The sequence below is a fragment of the Domibacillus sp. A3M-37 genome (genome assembly GCF_024213455.1).
GTDB lineage: Bacteria > Bacillota > Bacilli > Bacillales > Domibacillaceae > Domibacillus > Domibacillus tundrae.
The window spans coordinates 1-10,525 of the sequence record NZ_JANAVL010000040.1 but is presented as its reverse complement, the minus strand read 5'-3'; the positions used below and the strand labels follow the sequence as shown (position 1 = coordinate 10,525).

The following is a 10,525-nucleotide window of genomic DNA, read 5'->3' as shown; positions in this document are numbered from 1 at the left end:
TTAATATAAGCAGCAAAAAAACACCCCCGATTCTAAAAAAGGGAGTGTTGTAAATACAACAAAATAGCATTTATGTTGCATTCGATATAGCACTGTTATTATACAATTTACTTTTATTTTTTATCCTGTATTTCAAATGTTGCACTAAATTGTTGCTCTCCATATTTTGCGTGAACAGTAAAAGGATTAATGCTTAACTCTTTCATAACCTCTTCAGGAGGTTTAGTAGCCAAACCGTCATAATCCGTTTGAAAAATAGCTTCTGCTTTGATAGTCTCTCCGCTTTTTAACGTATGGGTAACAAGAGGTTCAATGCAAGCTTCTGGTGAAACATCCCCTTGCCCATTCAAAGTAAATGTCTGTTCATTATTAGTAATTGAGATAGTCAGTTTACCATCACACGGATTTCCATCAAATGTATAGTCCGCCTTTCCATTATTAGTGATATTCGCAATAACTTTGATTGGCGTTCCTTTTTGAATAGTATAAGGTCGAGGTGTTTGAATCAATTGAGTGGAACCATCTTCAGCAACAGAGTGAAATTCCAATGAAGAATGAAGATCAGGTTCTAACGTATATTCAAAATAGGCAGGATCATTTTTTTCTTCAGTGATAAGTTTTTCTTCAAATTGATTTGTACAAGCTGATAGTAGGAAAACAAAAGCTGATAATGTGAAGAATTTTTTCATGGAATCCCTCCTCCTTTCAGTTTACATTACTAACAAATAAAAAAAACACCCTAACTTTCCAAAAGTTAGGGTGTTTTTAATTCAAATGCAACATAATACCCTGATATGCTCCCCTCCAAGTAGATAGTAGCGTTGCTTTCTTACAACTGTCTATTTAAAGGGGAGCATATCATAGAATTATGTTGTATTGGAAACGCTCCCGATCTTTAGAATCTGGAGCGTTTTTTGTGTAGTAAAAAGAATTCAGAAACTGTTTAATTTTGTTACTTATTGGTCATTGTTGAATTTATAACAGACATGGTATATTTTATTGGGCTATTCAGAATATGAATAGCAATTTTCCATTGATTGGTGAAGATATATGAAGAAACCTATTAGATTAAGTATACATTTTCTTGTTTTGAGCTTACTGGCTTTTGCCATGATTGGTACCTTTTTTGGAAGTACTATTTCAAGCATTTTAGTAAGTAAAAACAACCTGGAGAAGAATTATTTAATGGAGAATCAATACTACGCTCAAAAATTGGCTAGTACAACGGATTCTCTTTTTGAAAATATGATTAAAAGCTTAACCATGGAGTCAGGAGAGGAAGAGTATTCAACCGCAGATTCTAAAGAAATATATGAGGAAGTAAAACAGACGCTAGAATCTACTACGTTTTTTAATTCCGTAGTTTTTGTGGATCAAACAGGAAGTATCGTTGCATCAGCACCAAATAGGGAATTAGAGGGTACAAAATCGAATAGGATCGGTACAAAGGAAGCCTTGAAAAAGAAAGTACCCTTAATATCGGAACCTTATGTAGCCGTGACGGGGAAGCTGATATTGCTTGTTTCTGTACCTGTCTTTGATGATAGTGGGTCATATAAAGGGTTTATAGGTGGGACCATCCATTTACATGAAGAAAACAGCCTAACGAGAGTTCTTGGCCAACATCCAAAACATGAAAATGATTCGTATGTATATGTAGTCGATTCGAAAGGCAATGTTATTTATCACCCTGATTCTGAATGGATTAATGTTAACGTAAAAGAAAATGAAGTCGTGCAGCAAGTTATGGAAGGGAAAACGGGAAGTCAAGAAGTTATGACTATACAAGGTGTTTCAATGCTAGCTGGTTATGCTGCTTCTACAAGCAACTGGGGGATTGTCTCCCAAACACCAAAAAAATCTGTTATAGAGCCGACGATTGAAATGGCAAAGCAGGTTAGCTTCATTGCCCTTCCCTTTATGGTTTTTGTTTTTGTCCTAACCCTTGCCATGTTAAAAAAAATTGTAAATCCTATAAGAATGTTAGCCATTTACGCAAAACAAATTACACTAGATCCCTCATTGCCGACTCCGCGTATTCCCGACTGGTATTTTGAGTTAAAGGAATTAAAGCGTGCTATTTTAAAAAATGTTAATTTTTATGAAAAAAAACTGACGTATGCGGAGAGTGAATCAAATCTTGATCCACTGACTGGCTACTATAATCGCCGCTCTTTAGAAAAAAAGATTAGCCATTTAGGAATGTACTCCATCGTTTTGTTTGATATTGACCGTTTTAAAACCGTAAACGATCAATTCGGACATCAAGTGGGGGATGAGGTATTAACATACATGTCCGAATTAGCTAAAAAAGAAACCAGGGAAAGTGATTTGTGTTTCCGTATAGGTGGAGAAGAATTTTTAATGGTTCTCCCAGAAACGGATCTAGCATTGGCTCAAACGATTGCAGAACGAATAAGGAAAACAGCTGAGGCCAAAATTAGTCCTACTGGAAAGCCGATAACGATTTCGATGGGAATTGGAAATTCGCCAACTACAGCAAGTGATTTTTCAGAATTATTCAAAGTGACTGACCAAGCTTTATACAAAGCGAAAGAAGAGGGAAGAAACAGAGTAGTCATTGCAAATCGTTTAAACAATAATAAAAACTAAGGTAAATATCGAGGAAGAGTAAAAAAATATACAGATAAGCATCCAGGAATGAATCATGCCATTGAATTACGTAACACTACCGATAAAACTATAAAAGAGATATGCGCAATTACAGGAGTCAGTCGGGCAGCGTTTTATCGTAGACTAAAGGAAATAGAACAAGGAGTTTAACTTCAAATTCATAAATACTGAAAATTTCCTGAAACTGTACATGTGCATTTAAAAAGGAAGGCTGTTGAATTTCAGCAGCCTTCCTTTTTAAAATGTTTCATAAATAATAGATCCTGTCTGAGAATGATCATAATCCCCAAGCGAGTTTATTTCTGACTGAAACGGATGGGAAGATAAAATTTTCTTTACAATACTTATAAGTTTTTCGTTTTCAGGCGTTTTTAGAATAACCAGGTCATAACGTTCTGTTATTAATGGAATAAAATTTATTCCAACTATTTTAGCCACTTTTTCAATTCCCACTCCCACATCTGCTAGCCCATTAGAAACAGCTGAAGCCACACTTAAATGGCTGGTCTCTTCTTGTTCATAACCCTTAATATTCTTAGAAGGAATATTGTTGATTCTGAGCTGTTCATCAAGTAGGATCCGAGCTCCTGATCCTTTCTCTCTATTGATGATTTTTACATGTTCCTGACTTAAATCAGTCCAAGAGATAATGTTTAGTGGGTTTCCTTTTTGAACGTAAAAACCTGCTTTCCTTGAAATAAGATTGAGTAAAATATAAGGATATCCCACCAAAATTTTTTTTATATAGGGAAGATTATACTCTCCCGTATCTCCATCAAACATATGCAAGCTAACGATATCACAGTTTCCATTGTACATAGAGATCAGACTGTTTAAACTTCCTTCATAAGATCGTAAGGTTTTATAAGTGGAATGTTTCTCAATGCTCCTTCCGAGTATATCTAGAACCATATCTTGACCACTAATAATAATATTGAGCGATTCCTTCGTTTGGGGACTGTGAAGTTCGGCAATTGGGACTATGGAAGTTGTAGTTTTATGATTTTTTATATAATTATCCAAGTCTTTTGCGTCCATTCTCATCTGTCTTCCGACACGAAATACAGGCAGTTCTCCTTTTTTAACAAGGTCATATATGGTTAGTTTCGATACTTTTAAAAGTTGTGATACTTCTTCAATTGTATAGGAAAGCTCCTTTGACATTTTTGCATCCCTCCATATTTAATTTTATCTCACCCTCTTTTAAAAAGGAAATTGGTAATAAAAAAGCGATATTTTGCATTTATTTTTAATCATAACTAGTTATAATAAGTTATATCTAATTATAACTAGTTGGGGGGGAATGGAAATGAAGAAAAAATTATATCTTTTATTTTTCTCGATTACGCTGTTATTGCTAATGGTGTCTGGCTGTTCAGCAAATGAACAAAGCAACAAACAAGAAGAACAAAAGCAGGAAGTTTCAAATGAAGAAGTGGAATTGACGATTTCAGCCGCCGCCAGTTTACAAGACGCCTTACGTGACATAACAGCGGCTTTTGAAAAGGAACATCCCAATGTGAAAATCAACTATAATTTTGGTGCTTCAGGGTCTCTTCAACAACAAATTTCTCAGGGAGCACCGGTTGATCTCTTCTTCTCTGCTGCTGAGGACAAATTCGATCAGTTAGTGGAAGAAGGGCAAATAGAAAAGGAAAAAGGAATAGATCTTGTTGGAAATGAAATTGTGCTGGTGGTTCCGAAGGATGCAGATCAAGGAATCAAAGCATTCGAAGACCTCACCAAAGCTGAGAAAATTTCCATTGGTACCTCTGAATCTGTACCAGCGGGTAAGTATGCGAAGGAAACATTAGAAAAGTTAAATGTCTGGAAAGCCGTTGAAGGAAAAGTGGTATACGCCAAGGACGTTCGCCAGGTACTTACATATGTTGAAACGGGCAATGTTGACGCAGGAATTGTCTATAAAACAGATGCGTTGGTTTCTCCAAAAGTGGAGATTATCGCAACGGCTGATGAAAATACTCACGCTCCGATTATTTATCCAGTGGGTGTGATTAAGGATAGCTCCCATCCAAAAGAAGCCCAGCTCTTCTACGAGTATCTTCAAAATGAACAATCGATGAAGAACTTAGAAGAGTATGGATTTGAAAGTCTGAATTAATTAAAATGGCATCAGATTTTTGGTCACCGATCAGACTCTCCATTGAGATAGCGTGTGTATCCAGTCTCATCGTTTTAGTTTTAGGATTGGTATTGGGAAAGGTAATGGCTAATACGACATTCAAAGGGAAAGCCATCGTTGAAACGGTTTTCCTTTTGCCTTTAGTATTACCTCCTACTGTTGTGGGGTTTTTGTTGATTGTTTTATTTGGAAGGAATAGTCCGGTAGGGCAATGGATAGAGTGGGTATTTAAACAGCCTGTTATGTTTACGTGGTGGGCTGCTATTATTGCTTCTGCTGTTGTCGCTTTTCCCCTTATGTATCAATCTTCTAAGACAGGATTTGAAGCGATCGATGAGGATATTCAAAATGCAGCTCGTGTGGATGGGGCAAATGAATTCACCTTATTTATTTTTGTTGCGATTCCTCTTGCACTTAAATCCATTGTTTCGGGTGGGATACTGAGTTTTGCAAGAGCATTAGGTGAGTTTGGAGCCACACTCATGTTTGCAGGGAACATCCCAGGGAAAACACAAACAACGCCAACAGCCATCTATATAGCCATTGACTCAGGTGATATGCAAATGGCTTGGTTATGGGTAGTGAGTATGATTGGTATTTCATTTTTTATGTTGATCTGCGTAAACCTAATGAAGTCTTAAAATTAAACATATAAATGCTATTCTTTCATTAAAGGAAAGAAACCCCGATTCCCTTTGTAAATCATGCAGGAATCGGGGTTTTTTCATATGAAATCTCTTAACGTTGTAAATCTGCATTTTCCTGACGCTACCCCTTATTCTCTTTCACAAAAAAATTATCAGTAGAGACAAGTGCTCAATCCAATACGTTCCTTTGTTCGTATCCTATAGGATAGACCAATTAAGAGACGTTGATTTATATAATTGCTCGCTATCTTTTCGTAAAGGAGGTGAATTGGTATGGGACTTTTCGGTGGTTACGGTGGTTATGTCCGCGGCGGTGGCAGCGGCTTTGCGTTGATCAGATTGGCAACTCCGATACTTTCTCACCCGCCTGTTTCATTTCTGACTGGTACAGGTTTTATGCATAAAAATAGGTGTCCCCAAGTTTGGGGACACCTATTGTGCTTCCTAATCCACTATATCTGACTTAAAATGGGCTATCTATGTTCACCATGTCCACCACGTTCACCATGTTCACCATATCCACCATGTTCACCATATCCACCATATCCACCATGTTCACCATATCCACCATGTTCACCATATCCACCATGTTCATCATGTCCACCGTATCCACCATATCCACCATGTCCACCGTATCCACCATGTCCACCGTATCCACCATGTCCACCGTATCCACCGTATCCACCATGTCCACCGTATCCACCGTAAAATGGACTATAGCCACCATATCCGCCATAAAACGGTCCGTATCCACCATATCCACCGTAAAATGGGCTTCCATATCCTTGGACCGGTATTTCGTTAGCCATGTTTTCACCTACTCCCTTGAAAAAATATCTAGCCCTTTACATGTTATGCAACTTTAAAGCTAAAGGGAGTGTACATAACAGTTTTTATGCATAAAAAAAAGCGGTTTTAATCCGCTCTTCCTTATTATTCGCACCTTAGATAAATACCAATATCTACCTGTTTTTTTACTTCATCCGGCAATCCTGAACTTTCAATACATTTAAAGAATGTTTCCCGTAATATTGAATTAGCTGCCGGCAAACCAGCCGCTATAGCATCCCGACATCCAACTCCACTTTGACAAGCTTCAACGACTCCAGCTAAAGAAGTTGCAGCGACCACTCCAGCGTGATACGCACAATCATGAATTACTGCTTGCTTTTCATTCGTTACAATCGGATAATCAAAACCGGCATAAATTCCCACTCTATGCTCAATCCAATTCACTCTATGCAGAATCCCTAGGCCCAAAAACCTCCAGTATTTTTTTTCAGGCAGGCTATAAACAATTCGTTTAATCAATGTTTCAGCTCCTAGCGACTCTACCACCTCCTATTATTTTGATATTCTATAATTTATTCATAAAGCTTGTAACACGATTGAGCAATCAACTCTCATAACGAATATTATTATAAATCAGCTTTTTTCACCGTTGAGGCCCAGATCCTTTACTGCTGATGAAACGAGTCAACTTATTATTCTCTTTCACAAAAAAAGATTATTAATGGAGACAAACGCTTAATCCAATACGTCTCTCAGTTCATATTCTATAAGATAGATCCAATTATTACAGATCAATTAAAAGATGTTAGAGATATTTATTTATATAATTGCATCGCTATCTTTCTGTAAACGGAGGTGGAATTATATGTGGGGTCGGAGGACGTGGTTACGGCGGCTACGGCGGCGGTTACGGACACTGCGAGAGACGTGTAGAAGCTGTTGAGTGCTGTGAGAGACCTAGACACGGTCACGGCGGCTTTGCGCTGATTGTAGTGTTGTTCATTCTTCTAATCATTGTTGGCGCTACAATGATGGGCGGTTGCTAATTTAAATGATCCGGCGCTATTTTAGCGATTCCATCCCCGGAGTTCTCAATCGCTTAGAAACGGCGCTCTTTGTCATGCTTTGACGGCTTGTTTCGTCTGCTGCCTGTTGGTTTCCGTCGTGATTACGGACTAAAACGATCTATCCGCACATATACTGGCGTTATTGATGAATGTACCGTAAAAAAATGGCTACATATTGGGTAACCTGCCGTTCAACGTTTTAATATAAGGCATATAATAAATTTACCGAATGATAATGTTGCAATGTGAACCTCTGACAACTAGCACAGTACTACTCAACCCCATCTTCTTTTGCTGCGGAGCTTTCCGCAGCTTTTTTTATGCGCCTTATAGACACCATAAAGCGGACTTATACTATTAACTTTAATCTAGACCAGTTTCCTTCGGGAGCTGGTCTTTTGTGTATTTATTGGTTGCACCAACATTGTCACATCGGCCGAAAGTGCCGGATGATCCAGCGGACGGCCTGTGCCTGCATAAACGATTCAACTTATTATTCTCTTTCACAAAAAAACTATCAGTAGAGACAAGTGCTCAATCCAATACGTTCCTTTGTTCACATCCTGTAAGATGGATCCGATTATTATAGATCCATTAAAAGACATTGATTTGTATAATTGTTTCGCTACCTTTCTGTAAAGGAGTTGAAATAATATGGGTGGTTACTACGGCGGTTATGGCGGCTACAGTCATGGCTATGGGTGCGGTTGCGGCGGCGGTTACAAACGCGGTGGCGGCAGCGGCTTTGCGCTGGTTGTTGTGTTGTTCGTTCTTTTAATCATCATTGGTGCTACATTGAGCGGTCGCTGCTAATTTAAATGATCTGGCGCCATTTCAGCGACTTCCCCCTGGAGTTCTCAATCGCTTGATAATGGCGTCCTTTCACGTTTTTAATACAGATATCAGATTGTCACATCGGTTAATCTACACACCTCGGATTCCCGGATGCCTAATTAAGCGCCTTCCTCGTTGCTACAGCACGACATATTCAGTCCGAATCACCACACACGGCTGGCATATCAGGCATATTTACAGTAAATTAACAGATTTCATTCTCTTCATCCATACCATACTAATTTCTTTCGCAAAAAAGATGATCAGTAGAGACAAGTGCTTAATCCAATGCGCTTCTCTGTTCATATCTTATTACATAGATCAATTAAGAAACGTTGATTTATATAATTGCTTCGCTACCTTTCTGTAAAGGAGGTGGAAAATTAATGAGTGCAGTAGCAGGACATGGCGGCGGTTACGGTAGTGGCTTTGCTTTGGTGGTTGTCTTGTTCATCCTTTTAATCATTATTGGCGCAACAGTGTGGGGAGGATACTAATTTCCCGGTTTACGTTCCACAATGCCAGTTAACGGCCGTTACTCTTTATGTAATGGCCGTTTTATTTTTAGCAGCTAGCCGATACCGGCTACAGTTCGGGATCAGGACGGAGCAAATCAAGCTATATGCACATATACTTACGTGTACCATTGAGAAAATGGCTACATACTGAGGTATCCGCCCTCGACGTTTTTAATATAAAGCATATAATAAATTTAACCGGCGCTAATAGCTAAATAGACCATGGACTTCATATACGCCTCCGATAAATTAGTAAAGTGGCCTCTGCACAAGGGCCGTTTTTTTATGGATAGTTTATTTCTTCTCCGCAACGGGTAATGAATAACAGACCTTTGCTTACATACTTTCAACCCCCTATTGCTGCGGAGCTTTCCGCGGCTTTTTTTATGCGCCTTATAGACACCGTAAAGCGGGCTTATACTATTAACTTTAATCTAGACCAGTTTCCTTCGGGGAGCTGGTCTTTTGTGTATGTATTGGTTACACCAACATTCTAATCACTTTCACAAAAAAAGATTATTAGTGGAGACAAACGCTTAATCCAATACGTCTCTCAGTTCATATTCTATAAGATAGATCAATTAAGAAACATTGATTTATATAATTGCTTCACTATCTTTCCGTAAAGGAGGTGATATGATATGGGCGGTTACTGCGGTGGTGGCAGCGGCTTTGCGCTGATTGTAGTATTATTCATTCTTCTAATCATTGTTGGCGCTACAATGATGGGCGGTTACTAATTTAAATGATCCGGCGCCATTTCAGCGATTCCATCCCCGGAGTTCTCAATCGCTTAGAAATGGCGCTCTTTGTCATGCTTTGGCGGCCTGCTTCGTCTGCTGCCTGTTGATTTCCGTCATGATTACGGACTAAAACGATCTATCCGCACATATACTGGCATTATTGATGAATGTATCGTTGAAAAATGGCTACGCATGGGGTATCCTGCCGTTCAACGTTTTAATATAAGGCATAGGATAAAATTAGAAAGAAATAACTTCGCTCACGGAAACCTCCGATAACTAGCAAAGCGGCCTCCGCACAAGGGCCGTTTTTTTACGTCCGGCGCAGGACCCCTCGTGATTTCGATGAAACGAGTCAACTTATTATCCTCTTTTACAAAAAAAAAGATTCTCATTGGAGGCAAACGCTTAATCCAATACGTTTCTCTGTTCATATCTTATAAGAATAGGCCAATTAAAAGACATTGATTTATATAATTGCTTTACTACCTTTTTGTTAAGGGGGGTGGAAAATTAATGAGTGCAGTAGCAGGATATGGCGGACAGGGACGTGGCTTTGCATTAGTGGTCGTTCTGTTCATTCTTTTGATTATCATTGGAGCATCGTTTGCTGGTCGTGGAGGTTATTGTTGATGACGGATCAGGCATCATTTTTTAAAAGGTGATACCTCTATTTATTAGAATAGGAGGTGATTTTCATGCGTTGTCCGAGACCGATAGTATGCCCACCGCGATGTGTGTATCGTGATTCTTACATTCCCCGTGAGGTCCCTTATATCCACCCGATTATACACGTCAACCGGCAGCACATCGTCAATGTGCCGCGGCACATTTACCAGCCTATTACAAGAAACGTCGTCGTAGACCCAGGTTATCCACGCCGGTGCGGCCGTCCGTACTACTGATAAGGGAATGTCATTCCGACTTTTTACAAGACTGTCTGCACTGCAGTCGTTTTTTTATAGCACCAGAAACATAGAGCGGATACTTTAGCTTTTCAAACATCTTGCCGTGTCTATAAATTCCGAAGATATGCTCCCTCTCTTCTTCTGTCATTTTTAACTCTCCTCTCCACTAAATAGTTCCTATAATATGTCCAAATAAAAGAATGGAACCGGCACATGCCCCTTCTTGCCAGCTTTTAAAA

Annotated in this window: 14 protein-coding genes and 1 pseudogene; 10 read left to right on the top strand and 5 right to left on the bottom strand. The window is 38.9% G+C overall.

What is annotated here, in order from left to right; all coding sequences use genetic code 11:
- Positions 1-113: 113 nt before the first annotated feature.
- Positions 114-689, bottom strand: a complete 576-nt coding sequence (locus NLX67_RS21865; protein WP_254313515.1) for a hypothetical protein — start codon at positions 687-689, stop codon at positions 114-116.
- A 361-nt stretch (positions 690-1,050) separates the two neighbouring features.
- On the opposite strand from NLX67_RS21865, the gene NLX67_RS21860 reads away from it, so the two are divergent.
- Together NLX67_RS21860 and NLX67_RS21855 are read left to right on the top strand one after the other, a co-directional pair.
- Positions 1,051-2,613, top strand: coding sequence for a sensor domain-containing diguanylate cyclase (locus NLX67_RS21860; RefSeq protein WP_254313514.1), 1,563 nt, complete (start codon positions 1,051-1,053; stop codon positions 2,611-2,613).
- Positions 2,614-2,784 (top strand): annotated as a pseudogene (locus tag NLX67_RS21855) (helix-turn-helix domain-containing protein); the annotation flags it as partial.
- 87 nt (positions 2,785-2,871) lie between these two features.
- Here the strand turns inward: NLX67_RS21855 and NLX67_RS21850 are convergent.
- The gene (locus tag NLX67_RS21850; RefSeq protein WP_254313512.1) at positions 2,872-3,798 is read right to left on the bottom strand and encodes a substrate-binding domain-containing protein; all 927 of its coding nucleotides are present in this window, start codon (positions 3,796-3,798) and stop codon (positions 2,872-2,874) included.
- A gap of 145 nt (positions 3,799-3,943) precedes the next feature.
- Here NLX67_RS21850 and modA point away from each other — a divergent pair, with 145 nt between their 5' ends.
- Positions 3,944-4,756 (top strand): molybdate ABC transporter substrate-binding protein, encoded by an 813-nt coding sequence (gene modA / locus NLX67_RS21845; protein WP_254313511.1) that lies wholly within the window; start codon positions 3,944-3,946, stop codon positions 4,754-4,756.
- A 5-nt stretch (positions 4,757-4,761) separates the two neighbouring features.
- The gene (modB, locus tag NLX67_RS21840) at positions 4,762-5,418 is read left to right on the top strand and encodes a molybdate ABC transporter permease subunit (protein WP_254313510.1); all 657 of its coding nucleotides are present in this window, start codon (positions 4,762-4,764) and stop codon (positions 5,416-5,418) included.
- Positions 5,419-5,887: 469 nt separating this feature from the next.
- Here the strand turns inward: modB and NLX67_RS21835 are convergent, their stop codons facing one another.
- Positions 5,888-6,241, bottom strand: coding sequence for a hypothetical protein (locus tag NLX67_RS21835; RefSeq protein WP_254313509.1), 354 nt, complete (start codon positions 6,239-6,241; stop codon positions 5,888-5,890).
- A 116-nt stretch (positions 6,242-6,357) separates the two neighbouring features.
- Entirely contained in the window at positions 6,358-6,735 is a 378-nt protein-coding gene (locus tag NLX67_RS21830) for a hypothetical protein (RefSeq protein ID WP_254313508.1), read from the bottom strand.
- A gap of 308 nt (positions 6,736-7,043) precedes the next feature.
- Here NLX67_RS21830 and NLX67_RS21825 point away from each other — a divergent pair, with 308 nt between their 5' ends.
- From NLX67_RS21825 to NLX67_RS21800, 6 genes are all read left to right on the top strand, one after another.
- The gene (locus NLX67_RS21825; protein WP_256520080.1) at positions 7,044-7,262 is read left to right on the top strand and encodes a YjcZ family sporulation protein; all 219 of its coding nucleotides are present in this window, start codon (positions 7,044-7,046) and stop codon (positions 7,260-7,262) included.
- 675 nt (positions 7,263-7,937) lie between these two features.
- On the top strand, positions 7,938-8,096 hold the full coding sequence (locus tag NLX67_RS21820) for a YjcZ family sporulation protein (RefSeq protein WP_254313507.1): 159 nt from the start codon (positions 7,938-7,940) through the stop codon (positions 8,094-8,096).
- Positions 8,097-8,503: 407 nt separating this feature from the next.
- A complete protein-coding gene (locus NLX67_RS21815; protein ID WP_254313506.1) occupies positions 8,504-8,614 on the top strand; it encodes a YjcZ family sporulation protein in 111 nt (36 codons plus the stop codon).
- A 662-nt stretch (positions 8,615-9,276) separates the two neighbouring features.
- Positions 9,277-9,375: a YjcZ family sporulation protein gene (locus NLX67_RS21810; RefSeq protein WP_254313505.1), complete on the top strand. Its 99-nt coding sequence runs from the start codon at positions 9,277-9,279 to the stop codon at positions 9,373-9,375.
- Between the two features lie 519 nt (positions 9,376-9,894).
- The gene (locus NLX67_RS21805) at positions 9,895-10,011 is read left to right on the top strand and encodes a YjcZ family sporulation protein (RefSeq protein WP_254313504.1); all 117 of its coding nucleotides are present in this window, start codon (positions 9,895-9,897) and stop codon (positions 10,009-10,011) included.
- Positions 10,012-10,076: 65 nt separating this feature from the next.
- On the top strand, positions 10,077-10,283 hold the full coding sequence (locus tag NLX67_RS21800; protein WP_254313503.1) for a hypothetical protein: 207 nt from the start codon (positions 10,077-10,079) through the stop codon (positions 10,281-10,283).
- Between the two features lie 10 nt (positions 10,284-10,293).
- Here the strand turns inward: NLX67_RS21800 and NLX67_RS21795 are convergent, their stop codons facing one another.
- Positions 10,294-10,434, bottom strand: coding sequence for a hypothetical protein (locus NLX67_RS21795; RefSeq protein ID WP_254313502.1), 141 nt, complete (start codon positions 10,432-10,434; stop codon positions 10,294-10,296).
- Positions 10,435-10,525: the final 91 nt, after the last annotated feature.

Bases quoted from the DNA above. Each gene is read 5' to 3' on its own strand.
- NLX67_RS21820 (WP_254313507.1), top strand. From the start codon at position 7,938: ATGGGTGGTTACTACGGCGGTTATGGCGGCTACAGTCATGGCTATGGG.
- modA (WP_254313511.1), top strand. From the start codon at position 3,944: ATGAAGAAAAAATTATATCTTTTATTTTTCTCGATTACGCTGTTATTG.
- modB (WP_254313510.1), top strand. From the start codon at position 4,762: ATGGCATCAGATTTTTGGTCACCGATCAGACTCTCCATTGAGATAGCG.
- NLX67_RS21800 (WP_254313503.1), top strand. From the start codon at position 10,077: ATGCGTTGTCCGAGACCGATAGTATGCCCACCGCGATGTGTGTATCGT.
- NLX67_RS21795 (WP_254313502.1), bottom strand. From the start codon at position 10,434: ATGACAGAAGAAGAGAGGGAGCATATCTTCGGAATTTATAGACACGGC.
- NLX67_RS21860 (WP_254313514.1), top strand. From the start codon at position 1,051: ATGAAGAAACCTATTAGATTAAGTATACATTTTCTTGTTTTGAGCTTA.
- NLX67_RS21850 (WP_254313512.1), bottom strand. From the start codon at position 3,798: ATGTCAAAGGAGCTTTCCTATACAATTGAAGAAGTATCACAACTTTTA.
- NLX67_RS21805 (WP_254313504.1), top strand. From the start codon at position 9,895: ATGAGTGCAGTAGCAGGATATGGCGGACAGGGACGTGGCTTTGCATTA.
- NLX67_RS21815 (WP_254313506.1), top strand. From the start codon at position 8,504: ATGAGTGCAGTAGCAGGACATGGCGGCGGTTACGGTAGTGGCTTTGCT.
- NLX67_RS21810 (WP_254313505.1), top strand. From the start codon at position 9,277: ATGGGCGGTTACTGCGGTGGTGGCAGCGGCTTTGCGCTGATTGTAGTA.
- NLX67_RS21865 (WP_254313515.1), bottom strand. From the start codon at position 689: ATGAAAAAATTCTTCACATTATCAGCTTTTGTTTTCCTACTATCAGCT.